Source organism: Pseudomonas sp. FSL R10-2189, assembly GCF_009600325.1.
Classification (GTDB): Bacteria; Pseudomonadota; Gammaproteobacteria; order Pseudomonadales; family Pseudomonadaceae; genus Aquipseudomonas; species Aquipseudomonas helleri.
The window spans coordinates 186,255-207,243 of the sequence record NZ_WIVZ01000006.1 but is presented as its reverse complement, the minus strand read 5'-3'; the positions used below and the strand labels follow the sequence as shown (position 1 = coordinate 207,243).

Annotated in this window: 20 protein-coding genes; 10 read left to right on the top strand and 10 right to left on the bottom strand. The window is 59.9% G+C overall.

The window, feature by feature from the left end:
- The first annotated feature begins 20 nt into the window (after nucleotides 1-20).
- The 5 genes from GHO32_RS07680 to GHO32_RS07660 are packed head-to-tail and all read left to right on the top strand — an operon-like array spanning nucleotide 21 to nucleotide 4,455.
- A complete protein-coding gene (locus GHO32_RS07680; protein WP_153336149.1) occupies nucleotides 21-578 on the top strand; it encodes a carboxymuconolactone decarboxylase family protein in 558 nt (185 codons plus the stop codon).
- Between the two features lie 32 nt (nucleotides 579-610).
- Nucleotides 611-1,681: an acyl-CoA dehydrogenase family protein gene (locus tag GHO32_RS07675; RefSeq protein ID WP_153336150.1), complete on the top strand. Its 1,071-nt coding sequence runs from the start codon at nucleotides 611-613 to the stop codon at nucleotides 1,679-1,681.
- Nucleotides 1,678-2,526: an ABC transporter ATP-binding protein gene (locus GHO32_RS07670; protein ID WP_153338155.1), complete on the top strand. Its 849-nt coding sequence runs from the start codon at nucleotides 1,678-1,680 to the stop codon at nucleotides 2,524-2,526. The genes GHO32_RS07675 and GHO32_RS07670 overlap by 4 nt, the downstream gene beginning before the upstream one ends.
- A complete protein-coding gene (locus tag GHO32_RS07665) occupies nucleotides 2,492-3,691 on the top strand; it encodes an ABC transporter substrate-binding protein (RefSeq protein WP_153336854.1) in 1,200 nt (399 codons plus the stop codon). Before GHO32_RS07670 ends, GHO32_RS07665 begins: the two co-directional genes overlap by 35 nt.
- Nucleotides 3,688-4,455, top strand: a complete 768-nt coding sequence (locus GHO32_RS07660; protein WP_153336855.1) for an ABC transporter permease — start codon at nucleotides 3,688-3,690, stop codon at nucleotides 4,453-4,455. The genes GHO32_RS07665 and GHO32_RS07660 overlap by 4 nt, the downstream gene beginning before the upstream one ends.
- A gap of 10 nt (nucleotides 4,456-4,465) precedes the next feature.
- Here the strand turns inward: GHO32_RS07660 and GHO32_RS07655 are convergent, their stop codons facing one another.
- Nucleotides 4,466-4,726 (bottom strand): helix-turn-helix domain-containing protein, encoded by a 261-nt coding sequence (locus GHO32_RS07655; protein ID WP_048369359.1) that lies wholly within the window; start codon nucleotides 4,724-4,726, stop codon nucleotides 4,466-4,468.
- 153 nt (nucleotides 4,727-4,879) lie between these two features.
- Complete coding sequence (locus GHO32_RS07650) at nucleotides 4,880-6,265, bottom strand: nucleobase:cation symporter-2 family protein (RefSeq protein WP_153336856.1); 1,386 nt, start codon at nucleotides 6,263-6,265, stop codon at nucleotides 4,880-4,882.
- Nucleotides 6,266-6,420: 155 nt separating this feature from the next.
- Here GHO32_RS07650 and GHO32_RS07645 point away from each other — a divergent pair, with 155 nt between their 5' ends.
- Nucleotides 6,421-8,094, top strand: a complete 1,674-nt coding sequence (locus GHO32_RS07645; protein ID WP_256665481.1) for an AarF/ABC1/UbiB kinase family protein — start codon at nucleotides 6,421-6,423, stop codon at nucleotides 8,092-8,094.
- 108 nt (nucleotides 8,095-8,202) lie between these two features.
- Here GHO32_RS07645 and lpdA read toward each other — a convergent pair whose 3' ends face one another.
- From lpdA to GHO32_RS07625, 4 genes are read right to left on the bottom strand one after another with little or no spacing between them, the layout of a single operon-like run.
- Complete coding sequence (gene lpdA, locus GHO32_RS07640; RefSeq protein WP_153336857.1) at nucleotides 8,203-9,591, bottom strand: dihydrolipoyl dehydrogenase; 1,389 nt, start codon at nucleotides 9,589-9,591, stop codon at nucleotides 8,203-8,205.
- A 2-nt stretch (nucleotides 9,592-9,593) separates the two neighbouring features.
- Entirely contained in the window at nucleotides 9,594-10,880 is a 1,287-nt protein-coding gene (locus GHO32_RS07635) for a dihydrolipoamide acetyltransferase family protein (RefSeq protein WP_153338156.1), read from the bottom strand.
- Nucleotides 10,881-11,936 (bottom strand): alpha-ketoacid dehydrogenase subunit beta, encoded by a 1,056-nt coding sequence (locus GHO32_RS07630; protein ID WP_048369354.1) that lies wholly within the window; start codon nucleotides 11,934-11,936, stop codon nucleotides 10,881-10,883. It lies immediately after the preceding gene.
- A 4-nt stretch (nucleotides 11,937-11,940) separates the two neighbouring features.
- Entirely contained in the window at nucleotides 11,941-13,173 is a 1,233-nt protein-coding gene (locus GHO32_RS07625; RefSeq protein WP_153336215.1) for a 3-methyl-2-oxobutanoate dehydrogenase (2-methylpropanoyl-transferring) subunit alpha, read from the bottom strand.
- A 205-nt stretch (nucleotides 13,174-13,378) separates the two neighbouring features.
- On the opposite strand from GHO32_RS07625, the gene GHO32_RS07620 reads away from it, so the two are divergent.
- Complete coding sequence (locus GHO32_RS07620; RefSeq protein WP_123751544.1) at nucleotides 13,379-13,867, top strand: Lrp/AsnC family transcriptional regulator; 489 nt, start codon at nucleotides 13,379-13,381, stop codon at nucleotides 13,865-13,867.
- A 97-nt stretch (nucleotides 13,868-13,964) separates the two neighbouring features.
- Here the strand turns inward: GHO32_RS07620 and GHO32_RS07615 are convergent, their stop codons facing one another.
- On the bottom strand, nucleotides 13,965-14,510 hold the full coding sequence (locus GHO32_RS07615) for a histidine phosphatase family protein (protein WP_153336216.1): 546 nt from the start codon (nucleotides 14,508-14,510) through the stop codon (nucleotides 13,965-13,967).
- A 113-nt stretch (nucleotides 14,511-14,623) separates the two neighbouring features.
- On the opposite strand from GHO32_RS07615, the gene copC reads away from it, so the two are divergent.
- From copC to GHO32_RS07600, 3 genes are all read left to right on the top strand, one after another.
- Nucleotides 14,624-14,998, top strand: coding sequence for a copper homeostasis periplasmic binding protein CopC (gene copC, locus GHO32_RS07610; protein ID WP_153336217.1), 375 nt, complete (start codon nucleotides 14,624-14,626; stop codon nucleotides 14,996-14,998).
- 4 nt (nucleotides 14,999-15,002) lie between these two features.
- Nucleotides 15,003-15,848, top strand: a complete 846-nt coding sequence (gene copD, locus GHO32_RS07605; RefSeq protein WP_153336218.1) for a copper homeostasis membrane protein CopD — start codon at nucleotides 15,003-15,005, stop codon at nucleotides 15,846-15,848.
- Between the two features lie 93 nt (nucleotides 15,849-15,941).
- On the top strand, nucleotides 15,942-17,312 hold the full coding sequence (locus GHO32_RS07600) for a gluconate:H+ symporter (RefSeq protein ID WP_153336219.1): 1,371 nt from the start codon (nucleotides 15,942-15,944) through the stop codon (nucleotides 17,310-17,312).
- A gap of 91 nt (nucleotides 17,313-17,403) precedes the next feature.
- On the opposite strand, the gene lpxO is transcribed toward GHO32_RS07600, so the two are convergent.
- From lpxO to GHO32_RS07585, 3 genes are all read right to left on the bottom strand, one after another.
- On the bottom strand, nucleotides 17,404-18,303 hold the full coding sequence (gene lpxO, locus GHO32_RS07595) for a lipid A hydroxylase LpxO (RefSeq protein ID WP_153336220.1): 900 nt from the start codon (nucleotides 18,301-18,303) through the stop codon (nucleotides 17,404-17,406).
- Between the two features lie 229 nt (nucleotides 18,304-18,532).
- Nucleotides 18,533-19,465 (bottom strand): PfkB family carbohydrate kinase, encoded by a 933-nt coding sequence (locus GHO32_RS07590; protein ID WP_153336221.1) that lies wholly within the window; start codon nucleotides 19,463-19,465, stop codon nucleotides 18,533-18,535.
- Nucleotides 19,458-20,921, bottom strand: a complete 1,464-nt coding sequence (locus GHO32_RS07585; RefSeq protein WP_153336222.1) for a cytosine permease — start codon at nucleotides 20,919-20,921, stop codon at nucleotides 19,458-19,460. Before GHO32_RS07585 ends, GHO32_RS07590 begins: the two co-directional genes overlap by 8 nt.
- Nucleotides 20,922-20,989: the final 68 nt, after the last annotated feature.

Genomic DNA, 20,989 nt, shown 5'->3' with positions numbered 1-20,989 from the left:
CCTTACGCAGGAGTCACCACATGTCTCGCGTCACCCTTCATACCCTGGAAACCGCACCGCAAGCCGCCAAGCCATTTCTGGAAAACGCGCAAAAAAGCTCAGGATTTATTCCGAACTTGCTAGGGATTCTAGCCAATGCGCCGGCGGCATTGGAAACCTATGTCACGGTTTCGGCGCTTAACGGCAAGTCTGAGCTGACCCTGCCTGAGCGCGAAGTGGTGCAGTTGATTGCTGCCACGCGTCATGGTTGCGATTTTTGTGTCGCAGGGCACACCGCCGTGGCGCAAAACAAGGCAAAGCTGCCAGACGAAGTGGTGACGGCGCTGCGCGGCCAAACCGAGTTGCCCATTGAACGACTGGAAGCGCTGGCGGCGTTCACCCGTGAAGTGATTGCCACCCGTGGTGATGTCAGCGACGGCACTTATGCCACCTTCAAGGCCGCCGGTTTTAGCGAAGGCCAGGCGCTGGAAGTGATCCTGGGCGTGAGCCTGGCGACCTTGTGCAACTTTGCCAACGTCTTCGCGCGGACCCCGTTGAACCCTGAGCTGGCGCGTTACAGCTGGAACAAACCTGAGTAATCAGCGGGCCACGATTTTAAGGAGATACCCACATGCTCGACCCTGTACTCAGTCATTGGCTGGAGACCGAAGCCGAGGCGCTCGACCTGGGTCACAGCGACCCGCAGACCGTTCTGTCACAGCTGGCGGCTGCCAATGTGCTGCGGGTCGGGGTTGACCCGGCGTTGGGCGGCAGCGGCGGCTCCGTCGTCGATGCAATTGAAAGCGTGGCCAGTGTCGCCAGTCACTCGCTGGCCTCGGCGTTTGTATTTTGGGGCCAGCGCGCGTTTATCGAATACGTCCTGCAAAGCCCGAACAAGGCGTTGGGTGAGCGCTTGCTGCCCGATTTGTTGAGCGGTCAACTGGCGGGTGCAACCGGCCTGTCCAATGCCATGAAGTTTTTGTCGGGGGTCGAGACCCTGCAAGTACAGGCGCGGGCCGAGGCCAATGGCTGGAGCCTCAATGGGCGTTTGCACTGGGTGACCAACCTGCGCAAAAGCGGGTTTGTGGTGGCGGCAGCGATTGATCGGGAAGAGGGCGGTACGCCGTTTGTGTTGGCTATCCCTGACGCCCTGCCGGGGCTGACGCGTTCGGCGGACCTGCAACTGATGGGCTTGCAGTCGAGCAATACCGCAGCCATTGATTTGCAAGCTGTTCAGGTGGCTGAAGAGTGGTTGTTACACGACAACGCCAAAGTGTTTTTACCGGCCGTGCGTCCGGCCTTCCTGGGCTTGCAATGTGCCATGGCCATTGGACTGGCGCGGCGTTCGCTTGACGAAGCGCAAGCGCATCTGCAAGGCCCTCGCGCAGGCTTGCTAGAACTCCTGGAAGAGCAACGGGCGGCTCTTGAAAGCCACGTCACAGCGCTTAAAGCAGGGCTGCTGGACGGGCGTTTTCTGACGCAACCGGCAGCGCTGTTCAAGATCCGCATCGCCTTGGCCGAAGCCACCGCCAGTGCCGTGCAGTTCGAACTGCAAGCCAGTGGCGGTAAGGCTTATCTGAGTGCTTACGGCAGCGCCTTTGCGCGGCGCTGGCGCGAATCGGCCTTTGTGCCGATTGTGACCCCAAGCCTGGTACAGCTGCGGGCTGAATTGCAGCGTCAAAGCCAGGCCAGTGCGCAATGAGTACGGTGGTGCTTGAGGCGCGCCAGATCACCCTGGGCTATGCCCGTGACGCGGGTTGGCAGTCGGTGCTGGAAGGCTTTGATCTGCAATTGATGCCCGGTGAAGTGGTCTCGGTGCTGGGCCCCAGCGGCGTCGGCAAGTCCAGCCTGCTGCGGGTGCTGGCCGGTTTGCAGACAGCCCACGGCGGTAGCGTCCGCGTGCTGGGCCAGCCGCTCAACGCGCCGCATCCGCGTGTGGCCGTGGCCTTTCAAGACCCCAGTCTGTTGCCGTGGTTGAGCCTTGAAAGCAACGTCGCGTTTGGCCTTGATTTCGCCAGCCAGCCCACAGTCTCCGGCGCCGAACGCAAGGCGCGGGTGGACCAGGCCATTGCCGAGGTGGGCTTGCAGCACGCACGCGGCCAGTACCCGGCGCAACTGTCGGGCGGCATGGCGCAGCGGGTCGCATTGGCGCGGTGTCTGGCACGCCAACCCCACGTGCTGTTGCTGGACGAGCCGTTTGGCGCGCTCGACGAAGTGACCCGCGCCGACATGCAACAGCTCTTGCTCAAAGTGATCGAGCGGCACAACACCGCCGCATTGTTGATCACCCATGACATTGACGAAGCCCTGCTGCTCAGCGACCGAATTCTGCTACTGGGTCACAGCCCGGCGCAGACGGTGGCGCAGTGGCGCATTGATCTGGCGCAGCCGCGCGACGAACGGATCGATGAACTGGGTGCCTTGCGCATAGACATTCTTAAAACCCTTCGGCGGGCAAGCCGCAAACCCGATGCAGTTATTGACCCTTTGCCCAACTCGCTGGAGCGTGAACATGTGCCTGGACGACTTTACCCACACTCGACGTGACATTTTAAAACTCAGCGCCATGCTCACCGCGGCGGGGGCTTTGCCAATGCTGGCCAGCTTGCAAGCGCGGGCGGCTGCCGAGCCGGATGCGCCCGTTCGTATTGGCTACCTGCCCATCACCGATGCCACGCCCCTGCTGGTTGCGCACAACAATGGCCTGTTTGAAGCCGAAGGCATCAAGGCCGAGCGCCCGGTGCTGTTGCGCAGTTGGGCGCAGGTGATCGAGGCGTTTATTTCGGGCCAGGTCAACGTGATCCACTTGTTGTCGCCAATGACGGTGTGGGCGCGTTATGGCAGCAAGGTACCGGCCAAAGTCGTGGCCTGGAACCATGTAGGCGGCTCCGGTCTGACCGTGGCGCCGCAGATTACCGACGTCAAGCAATTGGGCGGGCAATCGGTGGCGATCCCGTTTTGGTACTCGATCCACAACGTGGTGGTGCAGCAGTTGTTCCGTGAAAACGGTTTGCAGCCGGTGACACGCCCCGTCAACAGCCCGTTGGCCGCGAACGAGGTCAACCTGGTGGTGATGCCGCCTTCAGACATGCCGCCAGCACTGGCCACCCAGCGCATCGCTGGCTACATCGTTGCAGAGCCGTTCAATGCCCTGGCGGAAGACCTCAAGGTTGGGCGAGTGCAGCGCTTTACCGGGGACATGTGGCGCAACCACGCCTGCTGCGTGGTGTTTATGCATGAGCATGATTTGAACAATCGCCCCGAGTGGTCGCAAAAAGTCGTGAATGCCATTGTTAAAGCGCAAGTCTGGACCCGCGACAACCGTGAGCAGGCCGCCAAACTGTTGGCCAAAGACGGCGAAAATCGCTACACCCCGCACAGCTCGCAAGTGTTGCAACGGGTGCTGTCCCCAGCGGCCACGGAGCGCACGGGCTATGAACATGATGGCGCGATCCGCCACGCGAACTGGGATGAACAGCGCATCGACTTCCAGCCTTATCCTTTCCCGAGCTACACCGAAGAACTGGTCACGCGACTCAAACACACGCTGATTCAGGGCGATAACGGTTTTCTCGCAGACCTTGACCCCAAACAGGTGGCAAAGGACCTGGTGGACGACCGTTTCGTCAAAAACAGCATTGCCAGCGCCGGAGGCCTGAAAGCGTTCGGCCTGCCCGATAGTTTCGAACGCACCGAGGAGTTCGGCTTTTGAAAACCCCAACACCTTCACCTGCACGCCAATGGCTGCTCGGCGTGGCAGGGCTGTTGAGCCTGTTGCTGCTGTGGTGGCTGGGCATTGAGCTGTTCGGCAGCGCGCAGGGGCTGTCGGCACGATTCTCGCCGCAGGCCACCTTTGCCAGCCTGTTTGACTTGCTCGGCAGTGCGCAGCTCTATGACAACGTCTGGGTGAGCGTGAAGCGCATTCTGATCAGCTTGCTGATGGCCCTGTTGATCGGGGTGCCGCTGGGCTTATTGATTGGCGGTTCGCGCAACCTCGAAGCGGCCACCACGCCAGCGTTTCAGTTTTTACGGATGATCTCGCCGCTGTCGTGGATGCCGGTGGTGGTGATGCTGATGGGCGTGGGCGATCAGCCGATCTACTTTTTGCTGACGTTTGCCGCCGTGTGGCCGATTTTGCTCAATACCATCGCCGGTGTTCGGCAACTGGACCCGAGGTGGCTGCAACTGAGCCGAAGTCTGAGTGCCACGCGATGGGAAACCCTACGCCGGGTCATTCTGCCGGGGGTTCTTGGGCATGTTTTGACCGGGGTGCGGTTGTCGATAGGGATCTTGTGGATCGTGCTGGTGCCCTGCGAAATGCTTGGTGTGAGTGCCGGTTTGGGTTACTTCATCCTCGACACGCGCGACCGCCTGGCTTACTCCGAACTGATGGCCATGGTGGTGCTGATCGGTGTGCTGGGCTTTGCCCTGGATGCTTGCGCGCGCAGTTTGCATCGGCGCTGGGTGCATGCCTGAGCCGTTGCACCTAGTGTTCGGTCATAGAGCCTTTGTGTACTGAGCCACTGAAGGGGTGCGGTCTGTGCACGGTGCGACGGCCGGTGATGACGTACAGCACATCCACGCCGATCAAGGTGATGGCGGCCAGATAGTCGGCGCGAGGCATGCTCAGGTCCCGCTCATAACAGCCTTGTGCGTAACGCCCAACCCCGCCAGCGTCGGCGAAAAGTTCTTGCGTCAGCTTCAGGCGTAGACGTTCCTGTTTTAAGCGTGATCCGTATGTACTCATAGATGCAGCCCGTGAAAGCCAGAGGGGTCACAAAAAAGAGTAATTCAAGCAATGAAATAGGGAAAGGGTAGGAGCTGTAAATGCCTACTAACAAGTAGGATATTTGCCTACTCCATGCAGGATTACTGCTGAGCAATCCTGCATGGCGGGGTATCAGACGGCTGGTCTGGCTTCTGTTTCTGGCAGGAACCAGTTCAAGAGCAAGGCACAAATACCGCCTGTGGCGACCCCGGACTCCAGCACATTGCGCAAGGCTGCAGGCATATGTGCGAGGAACTCAGGCACTTGCGACACACCCAGGCCCAGGGCCAGCGATACGGCAATAATCAGCAGTGCGCGACGGTCCAATTGAATGCTCGCCAGAATATTGATCCCCGATGCGGCAACCGCACCGAACATCACCATGGCCGCGCCGCCCAGTACCGGTTCCGGTACGGCCTGGATGGCCCCGGCCACGCTTGGGAACAAGCCCAGCAGAATCAACATGCCGGCAATCCACACACCAATATGGCGGCTGGCAATCCCGGTGAGCTGAATCACACCGTTGTTTTGCGCAAAGATCGAGCTTGGGAAGGTATTGAAGACACCGGCCAGCAACGAGTTGGCCCCGTTAACCAGCACGCCGCCCTTGATGCGCTGCATCCACACCGGGCCTTCAACCGGCTGGCGCGACACTTTACTGGTAGCGGTCACGTCGCCAATCGCTTCCAGCGACGTCACCAGGTAAATCACCAGCATCGGAATAAACAATGCCCACGAAAACCCCAGGCCAAAGTGCAGCGGCACCGGCACCTGGAACACTTCGGCCTGATGCATGCCGGTGAAGTCCAGACGGCCCAGATAACCCGCCAGCGCGTAGCCCACTGCCAAAGCGATGACAATCGCGCAACTGCGCATCCACACCAGCGGGATACGGTTGAGGATCACGATAATCGCCAGCACCACGCCGGACAGCATCAGGTTTTCACCGTTGGCGAAGGTGCCATTGGCCATGGCGCTAAAACCGCCGCCCATGCTGATCAGGCCGACTTTAATCAGCGTCAGACCAATCATCAGCACCACGATGCCGGTGACCAGCGGGGTGATCATGCGTTTAACAAACGGCAAGACCCGCGAGATGCCCATTTCGACGAACGATCCGGCAATCACCACACCGAAAATCGCGGCCATTACGCCTTCGACCGGGGTGCCTTGCTTGACCATCAACGCGCCACCGGCAATCAGCGGGCCGACAAAGTTGAAGCTGGTGCCCTGAACAATCAGCAAACCGGCGCCAAAAGGCCCGAAGCGTTTGCATTGCACAAAGGTCGCGATGCCGGAGATCACCAGCGACATGGAGACGATCAGGTTGGTGTCGCGGCTCGACACGCCGAGCGCCTGACAAATCAGCAGCCCGGGGGTAACGATTGGCACGATGATGGCCAACAGGTGTTGCAGCGCGGCCAGAAAGCCGATCCACGGCTTGGGGCGGTCTTCGAGGCCAAAGACCAGTTCGCTGGTCTGGGACTCGGCTTCATGCGGGGTTTTGGGAGAGGTCATGGCGAGCGCCCTGGAAAAAAGAGCGCGATTCTACTGGTGTTAGGCCACCACGCCCAGTGTTTGCTTGCACGGGCTTTCGCTCCGGGCCCAGGCGAACTTAAATCAATCGAATGATTAAGCCGCGCTGTGGTCGCAGTTAAAGGCCCGAAGGGCACATGGCAGCACTTTTAAAGGGACGTGACTTGATGCTTGAACCCACCTGGACCGCCTTGAAACACCACCGCCGGCTGCAGCACATTGTGGCGACCCTGGTGCGCTTTGGCGCGCAGGACGTCTTGATTCGCCTGGGGCTGGGGCGTTTGCTCGCCGAGGTGAAGGCCGAACCCGGCGAGTCGCTGCCCGCCACTACCCCGCAGCGGGTACGCATGGCCCTGGAAACGTTGGGGCCGACGTTTATCAAGTGTGGGCAGATACTCGCCAGCCGCAGTGACATCTTGCCGCCTGCGTGGGTTGAAGAACTGCAAGCTTTGCACAGTCAGGCGTCGACCTTGCCCTGGTGTGAGCTTGAAGCCCAAGTGTTGGAAGACCTGGGCTGCGAGCTGGAGCAGGCGTTTGCCGAATTTGAGACTGAACCTTTGGCGGCGGCATCGATGGCCCAGGTCTACCGCGCGCGGTTGCTCACGGGCGAGGCGGTGGTGGTCAAAGTTCAGCGCCCCGGCTTGCGCCAACAAATGACCGCCGATTTGCAGTTGCTGGAAAGCCTCGCGCAGTTGATTGAGCAAAATGATGCGCTGGCGCTGTATCAACCGCGCCAGATGGTTCGGCAGTTGGCCAGAGCGATGCTCGAAGAACTGGACTTCACCCAAGAGGGGCAAAACTGCGACAGCGTGGCGCAGAATTTCGCGCAGACCCCGCACATCGTCATCCCGTCTATTTATTGGGCGTTCAGCAGTCAGCGCTTATTGGTTCAGGCGTTTTTGCCCAGCTTTACCCCGCTGACCCGTGCAGCATTGATAGAGCAGGGGCTGGACCCGAGCCTGCTGGCCAAACGCGGAGCGCAGGCATTTATCAAAATGTTGCTCGAAGATGGCCTGTTTCATGGTGATCCGCATCCCGGCAACTTGCGGGCAATGAGTGAGAATCGCGTGGGATTTATCGACTTCGGCATGGTGGGGCGCCTTGATGAGCGCCGTCGGCTTGAAGTCATGAACTTTATGCGGGCTTTGACCGAAGGCAGCACCGAGGTGTTGGTGGGCGTCTTGATCGACTGGAGTGGCGAGCGGGTGCAAGACCTGTCGCTGATCGAACAGGCGGCCCGCGAATACATGTCGCGGCAACAGGGCGGACCTCTGAAAATGAGCGCCTTGATCACCGACTTTCTTGAGTTGATCCGTGAATACCGCTTGCCGCTGCCCGCGGATTTGCTGGTGCTGTTCAAAGCGCTGATTACGGCGGATGGCGTGTTGACACAGCTGGATCCGGAGCTTGATCTGGTGGCCACGGCCAAGCCTGCAGTGGAAAAGATGCTGCGCGAGCAATTTGACTGGAAAGCCGCCAAGCGTCTGGGCATTGAGGGCGTGCAACTGGGGCGCGGGGTGTTGGCGGATTTGCCCAAACTGACCCGCTTGATGGTGCATCGGCTCAAGCACGGCGTGGTCGACCTCAAGGTCGATATGCCGGGGCTGGAACGCCTGGAGCGCTCGCTGCGGTTAGCCTCGACCCGCCTGTCGCTGGCGTTGTTGATCAGCGCGCTGCTGATTGCCTTCGGCCCGCAAATAGCCGCGGCCGGGCCCGTTTGGCAAGGCTTGTCAGCGGTGGGATGGTTGGCCGGGATAGCCACATTGGGAGGTTTGCTGGCGTTTCTATGGAGCCTGTTTAAAAGCCCGTAATCACCACCACCCACCCTGTAGGAGCGAGCTTGCTCGCGATCTTTTGATCTTTTAAAAGCTCGCGAGCAAGCTCGCTCCTACAGGGGATGGGTGTGCGGTTAACTGTCGTTACACATGCAACGCATGCCCCAAGGCGCGCAGGGCGGCTTCTTGCACGGCTTCGCCCAAGGTCGGGTGAGCGTGGATGGTGCCGGCGATGTCTTCCAGGCAAGCGCCCATTTCCAACGACTCGGCAAAGGCGGTCGACAGCTCGGAAACCCCGGCGCCCACGGCTTGCCAGCCAACAATCAAATGATTGTCACGCCGCGCGACTACCCGCACGAAACCGGTTTTGGATTCCAGGGTCATGGCCCGGCCGTTGGCGCTGAACGGGAAGCTGGCGCTGATAAAATCCAGCCCCGCCGCTTCAGCGTCAGCCGGGCTTTTGCCCACCACGACTATTTCCGGGTCGGTAAAGCACACCGCCGCAATGGCTGCCGGGCTGAACTCACGCTGTTTGCCCGCAATGATCTCGGCCACCATTTCACCTTGCGCCATGGCCCGGTGCGCGAGCATCGGCTCGCCGGTGAGGTCGCCGATGGCCCAGACGTTGCGCATGCTGGTGTGGCAACGGTTGTCGACGCGAATTGCCGGGCCGTTCATGGCCAGCGCCAGGGTTTCCAGATTGAAGCCTTGGGTACGCGGGCGGCGACCGACGGCGACCAACACCTGATCGGTTTCCAGGGTTTGGCTCTCGCCCATGCGATTGCGCATCGACAGGGTTTTGCTGCTGGCCTGGAAGCCTTCAACGCTGTGCTCAAGGTACAAGGTGATGCCCAGCGCCTTGAGCGATTCAGCCACCGGCAATGTCAGGTCTTTGTCGTAGGTCGGCAAGATCCGCTCACGGGCCTCGACCACGGTCACTTCTGCGCCCAGTTTGCGGTAGGCGATGCCCAGTTCCAGGCCGATATAACCCGCGCCCACGACAGTCAGGCGTTTGGGGATCGCGGCAGGGTTGAGCGCTTCGGTGGACGAAATAATGGCCCCGCCAATCGGCAGTATCGGCAAATCAACGGTCTGCGAGCCGGTGGCCAGCAACAGGTGCTCGCACTCGATGCGCTGCCCGTCGACTTCCACGGCTTTGCCATCAAGGATGTTGGCCCAGCCATGAATAACCTTGACCCCGTGCTTTTTCAGTAAGGCGCCAACACCGGTGGTCAGGCGGTCAACAATGCCGTTCTTCCATTGCACGCTCTGGTTGATGTCCAGGGTCGTAGCTTGGGTCTTGATGCCTAAAGGCGACTGGTTAGTGCTGTAGCACTGCGTGGTGTGGAACTGTTCGGCCACGTGGATCAGCGCCTTGGACGGGATACAGCCGACATTGAGGCAGGTACCGCCCAGCGACTGGCCTTCGATCAAGACCGTTGGAATACCTAGCTGACCGGCGCGGATCGCTGCCACATAGCCGCCAGGACCGCCGCCGATAATCAGCAACGTAGTGTGATGAGTGGGTTGCATATTCACTCCAGAAACAGGCTGGCAGGTTGTTCGAGCAAGCCACGCATGGCCTGGATAAATTGCGCCGCGTCCATACCGTCGACCACGCGATGGTCGAATGAGCTGGAGAGGTTCATCATTTTGCGGATCACGATCTGGCCTTTGACCACAACCGGGCGCTCGACGATACGGTTGACGCCAATAATGGCGACTTCCGGCAGGTTGACCACCGGGGTGCTGGCTATGCCGCCCAGCGCGCCGAGGCTGGTGAGGGTAATGGTCGAGCCGGACAGTTCTTCGCGGGTCGCCTTGCCAGTGCGCACGGCATTGGCCAGACGGGCGATTTCATCGGCGGCAGCCCACAAATTCAGGCTTTCTGCGTGGCGAACCACCGGCACCATCAAGCCGCCATCGCTCTGCGCGGCCACGCCAATGTGGGCGGCGCCAAAGCGGGTGATTATTTGCGCTTCGTCGTCATAGCGCACGTTGATCTGCGGGAAGTCGCGCAAGGCCACAACCATGGCCCGCATCAAAAATGGCAGCAAGGTCAGCTTGCCGCGGGTCTCGCCCCATTTCTGATTGAGCTGGGCCCGCAGCTCTTCGAGTGCGGTCACGTCGATTTCTTCAACGTAGCTGAAGTGTGCGGCGCGGCGTTTGGCATCTTGCATGCGCTGCGCGATCTTGCGGCGCAGGCCGATCACCGGGATGTGCTGTTCATCCGTGCGCATGGCGTAACCGCTGGCAGGTGCAGTGCTGGTGCTGGTGTCCTGTGCCAGGTAGGCATCAAGGTCGTCATGCAGCACACGGCCTGCAGGCCCGCTGCCTTGCACAAAACGCAGTTCGATCCCGGCATCCCATGCGCGTTTTCGTACAGCCGGGGAGGCCAGCGGTCGTTCGTTGGCTTCACGGGCGACAGGAGCCGCTCGCGGGGTTGGCGCAGTTTTGACCGCCGCCACCGACACCGCCGCCACTTCAACTCGGGCCTGCGCAGGGGGAGGGGGCGCCGCTGCCGGTGCTTCGGCGGCTACTGCGGGTGCGGGCGCAGCGTCTTCACGCAGGTTGCCCGCGCCTTCGACTTCAATGCGGATCAATTCACTGCCCACCGCCATGACCTCGCCGGGCTGACCGCCCAGCGCCAGTACACGGCCGGCCACAGGGCTCGGAATGTCCACAGTGGCCTTGTCGGTCATGACGTCGGCCACCACCTGATCTTCGCTGACCAGGTCACCGACTTTGACAAACCATTCCACCAGCTCAACTTGCGCAATGCCTTCGCCAATGTCCGGCATCTTGATAACGTGCGTACCCATTTAAACCTCCATGACCCGTTGCAAAGCCGCACCCACTCGCGCCGGGCCAGGAAAGTAGGCCCACTCCTGCGCATGCGGGTAGGGCGTGTCCCAGCCGGTTACGCGTTCAATCGGTGCTTCCAGGTAGTGGAAGCAGTGCTCTTGAACCAGCGCAATCAGCTCGGCGCCAAAGCCGCAGGTGCGGGTGGCTTCGTGCACGACGACGCAGCGACGGGTTTTCTTTACGGAGGTAACAATTGCATCCAGGTCCAGCGGCCACAGGCTGCGCAGGTCGATGACTTCAGCGTCGATTCCGGTTTCTTCGGCTGCGGCCTGGGCCACGTAGACGGTGGTGCCGTAGGTCAGGATGGTGACTTCGGTGCCAGGCCGCACAATGGCGGCGCAGTCCAGCGGCACGGTGTAGTAGCCATCCGGCACGGCACTGGCGGAGTGTTTGGACCACGGCGTGACCGGGCGCTCGTGGTGGCCATCGAACGGGCCGTTGTACAGGCGTTTTGGCTCAAGGAAGATCACCGGATCATCGTTTTCGATGGCGGCAATCAGCAAGCCCTTGGCGTCATACGGGTTGGACGGCATGACGGTGCGTAGGCCGCAGACCTGCGTGAACATTGCTTCGGGGCTTTGGCTGTGGGTCTGGCCGCCATAAATGCCGCCGCCGCAGGGCATGCGCAGGGTCATGGGGGCGATGAATTCGCCCGCCGAGCGATAGCGCAAGCGCGCCGCTTCAGAGACGATCTGGTCGGACGCCGGGTAGAAGTAGTCGGCAAACTGGATTTCGGCCACCGGGCGCAAGCCGTAGGCGCCCATGCCCACGGCGGCACCGACAATGCCGCTTTCCGAGATCGGTGCGTCAAACACCCGCGAGCTGCCGTACTTGGCCTGCAAGCCTTCGGTGCAGCGGAACACGCCGCCGAAGTAGCCGACATCCTGGCCGAACACCACCACGTTGTCATCGCGCTCAAGCATGACATCCATGGCCGAGCGCAGGGCCTGGATCATCGTCATGGTGCTGATACTCACGGCGTTCTCCATCTGAATTTTATTGTTGTCGTTCATCTGGTTATAACCCCAACTCTTGACGTTGCCGACGCAGGTGGTCGGGGATGTCCTTGTACACGTCTTCAAAAATCGTCGCGGCGCTCGGCATTTGTCCGCCCGCCAGGGTGCCGAAACGCTCGGCTTCCTTTTGCGCGCCAATGATTTCGGCTTCGAGCTCGGCGCTGACCGCCGCGTGTTCTTCTTCCGACCAGTTGCCGGTGGCAATCAGGTGCTGCTTGAGACGGGCAATCGGGTCGCCCAGCGGGAAGTGGCTCCAGTCGTCAGCCGGGCGGTATTTGGACGGATCATCCGAGGTGGAGTGCGGGCCTGCGCGGTAAGTGACCCATTCGATCAATGTGGGGCCCAGGTTGCGCCGTGCGCGTTCTGCGGCCCACACCGAGGCGGCGTATACGGCCACGAAATCGTTGCCGTCAACCCGCAGCGAGGCAATCCCGCAGCCTACGCCACGACCGGCGAAGGTGGTGGATTCGCCGCCGGCGATTGCCTGAAAGGTCGAAATCGCCCACTGATTATTCACCACGTTAAGAATGACCGGCGCGCGGTACACGTGGGCAAAGGTCAGGGCGGTGTGGAAGTCAGATTCGGCGGTGGCACCATCGCCAATCCAGGCCGAGGCGATTTTGGTGTCGCCCTTGATAGCCGAGGCCATGCCCCAGCCGACCGCTTGTACAAATTGAGTGGCGAGGTTGCCAGAAATACTGAAAAAGCCGTAGTCGCGCACCGAATACATGATGGGCAATTGCCGACCCTTGAGGGGGTCGCGCTCGTTGGACAGTAATTGGCAGATCAGGTCGACCAGCGGCACGTCGCGGGCCATCAGAATGCTTTGCTGGCGGTAGGTCGGGAAGCACATGTCATCCAGGTTCAGCGCCAGGGCCTGAGCGCTGCCAATGGATTCTTCGCCCAGGCTTTGCATGTAGAACGACATTTTTTTCTGACGCTGGGCGACCACCATGCGGGTGTCGAAAATTCGCGTTTTGAGCATGGCGCGCATACCGGCGCGCAGTACCTCGGTCGGGACGCCTTCGGCCCACGGGCCAAGTGCCTGGCCTTGGTCATCGAGCACGCGAATCAGGCCTTTGGCCAGATCAGCCGTGTCGGCAGGGTCTACGTCGATAGCGGGTTTGCGGACCTTGCCGGCATCGGTCAGGCGCAGGTAGCTGAAGTCGGTCTTGCAGCCTGGTCGGCCGGAGGGCTCGGGAACGTGCAGGCGCAGCGGTGCATAGTCGGTCATGGCTTTCTCTACGCTCGATCTTGTCGTGTTTATTAGGCGCGGGAGCTAGTTGTGAGTCGAAAATCTGGCTGTTTAAAAAGCCAAATCTTGTCCTACAACAATCATAGGCCTGACCGTGAAGAATATTTATCTGTAGTTCATTGTGCTTTGCGCTCAATAAGGATAAGAATTCTGCATAAACATAAAAAACAGGTGTTTTTATCTCATGCGTAAGCTAGATCGAACGGATATCGGGATTCTCAACAACCTTCAGCAGAATGCGCGCATCACCAATGCCGACCTTGCGCGCTCGGTTAATTTGTCACCGACGCCGTGTTTTAACCGCGTCAAAGCCATGGAAGAGCGCGGGCTGATTCGTGAACAAGTGACCCTGCTCGACGCCGACATGCTGGGCCTTCACGTTAACGTGTTTATTCATGTCAGCCTGGAGAAGCAGGTCGAGGAGGCGTTGCAGCAGTTTGAGGCGGCGATTTCGGATCGCCAGGAAGTCATGGAGTGCTATTTGATGGCCGGCGACCCGGATTACTTGATCCGGGTGCTGGTACCGAGCATTCAGGCGCTGGAGCGTTTCATGATGGACTTTCTGACCAAAGTGCCGGGGGTGGCGAACATCCGTTCCAGCTTCGCCCTCAAACAAGTACGTTACAAAACCGCGTTGCCCTTGCCACCGGGCGGCCTGACCCTCGAAGAGTAATCTTTAACCGTAGGAGCGAGCTTGCCTCGCGATCTTTTGATCTTTAAAGATCGTAGCCTTCGGCAGCTCCGAGGGGTATTGGGTGTGATGCATGCTTTTAAAACCGCAGGCGCCAGCGTTCATTGAAACGCAGGTCGACAATCGCCAGCGGTTCGATATCGATCAGGTTAAAGGAGGCGGTGCTGGCCTGCAGTGCATGCAAGATCGCGGCGCGGATGACGAAGGGGTGAGTCACCACGGCAAAGTGGCCTTCTTCGCGAAATGAGTCGAGCCAGGTGCCAACCCGTACGCACAGCTCATTCACCGTTTCGCCGCCATGGGGGGCCTTGTCGGGGCTGTTGATCCACTCGGCCAGCGCCTGGGGAATATTCTGCTGGAGATCTGCCAGGCTGTGACCTTTCCAGTCCCCCGCGTCGTAATCCTCAAGCTCGGGGATGATTTCAATTTCGCCGCCCAGGGCGTGAGCTGTTTGCAAGGTTCGCGCTTCGGGCGCGCAAAGGATGCGCACGGGCTTTTTCAGGGCTGAGGCGATAAGTGCCGCTTTTTCCAGGCTTTTGGGTTCAGGCGGCTCATCCAGTGCAAAGCGCCCTTGACGCTGCGCTTCAGTGCGGGCGTGAGAAATAAAACTGAGGCGAGTGGGCATTATCATTTCCTTGCGCGGTACGCGTTGTTAACCCTCGGGCAGCGTTTGGGCGCCCCCTAAATGAGATTAGGCGAGTATTATTGCGGCGTATTCCTATCTCAAGGTACTTCGCGATGTCTGCTGCTTTCTTGAAAAAAATCCTCAATGCATCAGCGTTGGTGGCACTGATGGTAGGTGCCAGCACTGCCTTCGCCCACGCGCATCTCGAACAAGCAACCCCGGCTGCTGATAGCAGCGCTAGCGACGTGAAGGTATTACGTTTGCAGTTCAGCGAAGGTGTTGAGCAGGCGTTCACCAAAGTGGCTGTCAGCCATGACGGCGCTCCCGTCGCGTTGAGCAGTGTCAAAACCGAACCTGCGGATAAAAAAGTATTGATCGTAACGCCTGAACAGCCCTTGGCGGCGGGGCAGTACGAGGTCAAATGGGACGCGGTGTCGGTGGATACCCACAAAAGTAAAGGTGAGTACAGCTTCACGGTGAGCAACTGATTTGATGTTCAGCGCCATGGTGGTCTGCCGGTTTGTGCATTTCAGTGCGGTGTTGCTGCTGTTCGGTGGCTGGGTCTTCAGGCCGTTGTTGCCGGGGGCGCTGTCAGGTCCTCGGCAGCAGGTGCAGGGCGCCTATCGCGGGTTGGCCTGGTTGGGGCTGTTCAGTGGCCTTGCCTGGTTACTGCTGACGACGTTCTCAATGGCCGGGAGCTGGGCAGACACGCTGGACCTGGCCACCCTGAAGCTGGTGCTGGGTAGTACCTTTTTCGGTCAGGTCTGGACCGCCCATTTGCTGTTCAACGGGTTGTTGCTGATTGCGTTGTACGCCACGGCCCGCTTCGGCCTGATCGCTGTCTTGAACTTTTTGCTGCTGGCCACGCTTGCGCCCGTTGGACATGGCGCGATGCTTGATGGTTGGCAGGGCCAGTTGCTGATCCTCAATCAGATAATCCACTTGCTGTGTGTCGGTGCCTGGGTGGGCGGGCTGCCGGTGTTGTGGTGGGTCCTTACGCGGCCTGCCGGGGTCGCGGTCGATGCGGTGTTGCGGCGTTTCAGTAATATCGGTTTCGTGCTGGTGGCCGGGATTATTCTTACAGGGCTGATCAATACGCGGGTGCTGACCGGAGCGCTCTGGCCTACGCCGCTGTTTCAGGGCTTTGCGCTGATTCTGTTGATCAAGGTGGGGCTGGTCGGGTTGATGCTGCTGTTGGCTCTGTTCAATCTGCTGATGAGTCGCGCGGGGCACTTCGAGGTCTTACGCCGCAGTGTCGCACTGGAGTGGCTTTTTGGGGTGTCGGCAGTAGCGGCAGTTTCACTGTTAGGCACGTTGCCACCGCTGGTCGTCAGCTAGGGCGCATCTGTCTCAATCTTCATCCAGAGCGGTTTTGCCATCCGTTATATTTACCCCTCTCGTAACAAAAAAATACAAAGAGAGGGCTTTTCGTTGGATCTTTCACATCCGCTATGGCTTGCGCACGACACGCAGTTGATCGTGTGCTGCCTGCTGGCAATTGTCGCCATTATTGTTTTAATCAGCGTCTGCAAGCTCACGCCTTTTCTTTCGATTCTGATCGGTACCTTTATTGCCGGGATCGGTGCCGGGTTGCCGCCAGAAATGGTCGCCAAGGCATTCAGCAAAGGCGCAGGCAGCATTCTGGGGGAGGCCGGGATCATCATTGCCCTGGGCGCGATGCTCGGGGCCTTGATGGCGGAATCCGGAGCAGCGGACCAGATCGCCGCCACTTTGCTGCGCCATGCCCGGGGCCGCGCCTTGCCGTGGGTGATGGCATTGGTGGCAATGGTGATTGGCTTGCCCTTGTTTTTCGAAGTGGGCCTGGTGCTGATGGTGCCGATCATTTTTGTCATCGCCCGCCAGTCGGGCCAGCCGCTGCTTAAGGTCGCCATTCCGGCACTGGCCGGTATGACGGCGCTGCATGCCCTGATGCCTCCACACCCCGGGCCTTTGATTGCGGTAAGCGCCTTGCACGCGGATCTGGGGCTGACCATGTTGCTGGGGCTGTGCCTGGCGATTCCGGCGGTGATTCTGGCTGGGCCGCTGTACGGCATTTGGTTGTCCAAGCGCATGCATGTGGTGGAGCCAGCCGAGTTGGGCGCGCTGTTTTCCGCCAAGGTCCCGACGCGACGCAAGCCAACCTTTGCGGTGTCCTTGCTGATTATTCTGCTGCCCGTGCTGTTGATGTTGGGCAGCACGCTGGCCAAGGTGGCCATGGCGCCGGAGAGCGGATTGGCCGTGACCCTTAAGTTTCTCGGTGAGCCGTTGATTGCGCTGGGGCTGGCGGTGCTGGCGGCGGTGATTTGCCTGGGCTGGTCCATCGGCATGGCTCGCGATCGAGTGGGCGGTGTACTGCGCAAAAGCCTGGCGCCGATTGCCGTGTTGCTGCTGACGATTGGCGCGGGCGGCGGCTTGAAAGAAACTCTGCTGCAAGCCGGCATCAGCGACACCATCAGTAAAGTGGCGACCGGTGCGCATCTGTCCTACGTCATGCTGGCCTGGCTGATTGCAGTGGCGTTGCGTCAAGCCACAGGTTCGGCAACCGTGGCGACCACAACGACGGCCGGTATTCTGGCACCCCTGATCATCGGCCTTGAAGGTGTACAAGGCTCGTTGGTGGCGTTGGCAATCGGAGCGGGCTCGGTGTTCTTCTGCCACGTCAACGACGCGGGCTTCTGGATGGTGCGCGAGTACTTTGGCCTACAGCTCAAGCAGACCTTGATGGTGTGGTCAGTGCTGCAAACCATCGTCTCGCTGGTGGGGCTGCTGGGCGCGCTGTTGCTGTGGAATTTGCTGGTCTAGAAACGTTACTGATCCTTGTAGGAGCGAGCTTGCCTCGCGATCTTTTAAAAGATCAAAAGATCGCGAGGCAAGCTCGCTCCAACAGGGTGGACTAAATCAGCAAGAAAACTGCCAACAATCCACCAAAGATCGCCCATTTTTCCAGGTAGTAGCGCGTGCGATTGCGCTTTTTCAGTTCTTTGCCGCGCAGACGGATCTTGTACAGCCGGGTAAAGGCCCGGTTCAGGCCACCGGTTTTATCGTTGTCATCGTTCGGCGAGCTGGCCGACGCCATGACGGTGCGGCTGAACCATTGGTTGAAGGCCGCCGCCCAGCGATATTTCATTGGGCGCTCAACGTCACAGAACAGGATGATGCGGTTCTTGTCGGTGGTGTTTTCGGCGTAATGAATAAAGGTTTCGTCGAACATCACCGCTTCACCGTCACGCCAGGCATAGTTCTGGCCATCGACATTGATGTAGCAGCCCGGATCATTCGGGGTGTCCAGGCCCAAGTGGTAGCGCAACGAACCGGCGTAAGGGTCACGATGGCGAACCAGCTTCGAGCCGGGTGGCAACTCGGCAAACATCGCCGCCTTGACGCTGCCGATGCCGTTAAGCAATTCAATCGTACGTGGGCACAGCTCCATCGCTGAAGGGTGGTTGTCGCCGTACCATTTCAGGTAAAAGCGTTTCCAGCCGCTCTTGAAGAATGAGTTGAAACCCACGTCGTTCGGTTGTTCGGAGCGCTTGATTTCACCGGCCTGCATCAGGTTTCGCGCTTCTTCACGAATTTCTTGCCAATGGTCCTCCAGGACCTGGAGCTGCGGGAAGTCTGCCGGCTTGAGGTAAGGCTGGCTGGGCACCTTGGAAAACAGATACAAGAAGCAGTTGAGCGGCGCCAGAAACGTCGAGTGGTCGCTCAATTGACGCCCCAGCTTGTGGCGGACTTTGCCCCGCAAGTGGACGTATGCGATGGAAAAAACATAAACAGCAATAATGATGAGTTTCAAAAGTATCGTCACACAGTAAGAAATACACTGCCCGACTTGCACGCAAGTGGCCCGGCATCCTGTAGGAATTGCCGGGTACTGGTGTAGCTGGAAGGGAGCCAAAGCGTAAGGTTAAACACCAGTTTGTGCATTTTCCAGCCTTTGACGACAGATAAATGTCTGTGTGCGTACAGTCTTTGGTCGGGTTGCGAGCCAGTTTTGTTTGTTTTGAGCTGTTCTAGCGGTGTTTTTATGCCTGAATGCGGGCTTCCTGGATCAGTCTGTCAACTTCATCGGCATTGGGTGACGTCGCCGGCCCCCGGCGGGTAACGGCCAAAGCAGCCGCGGCATTGGCGCGTTTGGCCGCCTCTGGCGCAGCGTAGCCAGCGCTTAACGCAGCAATCATGACACCGCAATGAGCGTCTCCAGCACCATTGCTGTCGATGGCCTGCACCTTGAATCCGGCAATCAACTGTGACCCGTGGTCGTCGCAGACCCAGCAGCCTTGCGGGCCGTCGCGCAGCACGATCAGGCAATCGCCGGGCAGGCGCGCTCGCAGGCCGGGCAGGGCGTCGGCAACGGTGCGGGTAGAGGTAAAGCCGAGCGCTTCGCTGCGATTGCTGGTCCATAGGTGCAGACGCGGCAATAAAGCGCTGATCAAGGCGGGGTCAATGCTGTGTACTAACGGCCCCGGGTCGAATGTGACATGCACGCTGCGTGGCAGTCCATTCAGCCAATTGAGCAGGGATTCGGCCTTGCCCGCATGCAGCAGGCTGTAGCCACTGACGTACACGTAATCATCGGGCGCGACCTGGACGCTTGCGAGGTCTTCATTGGACAAAATCCCTTCTGCGCCAATACAGGAAATAAACGTACGTTCGGCGTTGGCCTCTGTCAGCGCTACGCACAGCCCGGTGTCTTTGTGCGGGTCAATCGGCTGGATGAACTCGATGCCTTCGTCACGCATGGCCAGACGTGCAATGTCACCGAACTGACCGTGACCGTGACGGCCCAGGTAGAGGGTGTTCAGGCCGTTGCGCCGGGCAGCGGCCATGACATTGAAGCCGCCACCGGCATGGAAGCTGGCACTGCTGGCCAGCGCATCACCGCCGGGGCGGGGCAAGGTGTCGAGGGCCATGACCAGATCGATGATGACTTGGCCTGTGTGCAGCAATCTAGGCATTGGCTGCCCCCGTGCTGGCAGGGCGGCGGTCTTTGGCGCCGCCCAGCAATGCATACAAACCACCCGCCACTACAAATGTGACAACCCAGCCCAGACCGTTGTGGCCCAGCCATGAGTCCGCCAGCGGCCCGACGAACCAGGTGGCGTCTGAACTGCCGACCTGGGTGAAGCAAAAACCCAGCACCAGTGCCAGCGCCCAAGAACCCAGCGCCCGCCACTCAATGCCGCCGTTGTACCAGTAACGGCTGTGACGGCTGAGGTCCATCAGGTCGGCGGGGCTGTAGTAGTGGCGATGAATCAGGTCGACAACAAAGATGGCGACCCATGCGGTGATCGGAATGGCTGTGAGGGAAATAAAGGTAATGAATGGGGCGTAGAAGCTGTCGGCATACAGCATGAAGTACGTCGAACCGGCGAAAATGGCGACGATATCGACGACAACGGCCTGCACCCTTTTGATCTTGATGCCCAGGGTCAATGTGGTGAGCCCGGCCGAGTACACAGACAAGTGATTGGACAGCAGCAAGCCGCCAAAGGCGCTGAGCAGGTAGGGCACCGCCATCCAGGCTGGCAACATGTTGCGTATGGCCGCAATGGGGTCGGTTGCCGAAGCGAGGTCATGGTTGCCCACCGACAACAAGCCCCCCAGGGTAATCAGCAGCACCAGCGGGATACCCGCGCCGCAGGCGGCAGACGCGACCAATTGTCGGGCACTGACGCTGCGGTGTTGATAACGCGACATATCGGCGCCCGCATTGGCCCAGCCGATCCCGGTACCAGCCGCCATGATCCCGATACCGATAATCATGGCGCTGACCGGCGCCGAGGGGGCGCTGAACACGGCCTGCCAGTGGATGGTGGCGCAGAGAAACCCCGCGACCAGCAGGTTGAGCGCGCCAAACAGGTAGGTGGCCCACTGCTGAATGACCAGTAATGTGGCATGGCCCAAGCCCGAAACCGACAAGGTCAGCAGGGTAAAAACGGCGATAAAGAGCAGGGTCAGCAGCGGGGCGTGGGTCGCCTCGGTGGGGGTGCCGAACACAATGGCCGACAACGCCAGCAGGACATAAGCGGCGGTGGTGGTGTTGACGGTTTCCCAGCCTACGCGTGAAATCAGGGAAACCAGCGTAGGGCCAATATTGCCCCGCACACCGAAGATCGCGCGTGACAATGTGAGGCTTGGTGCACGACCTCTACGCCCTGCAATCGAGATGACGCCGACCACGGCAAATGAGCCTGCCGCGCCGATCAGCGCAACAATGATCACCTGCCAAAAGGCCAGTTGGTGGAAGGCCACCAAGGTGGCGCCCAGTGGCAAACCGAGAATGCTGATGTTTGCCGCAAACCAGACCCAAAACAGTTGCAACGGATTGCCATTGCATTCGTTTTCGGGAACGGGCTCTATGCCACGGGTTTCCAGTTGCCCGGCGCTGTGCCCGACGTTGGGATTGCTCATGGGGTGCTGCTCCTGGTGCTGTTTTGCCGTTCGGACACAGCCGCTCGCAGCTGTCTGTGAGCGCTGAG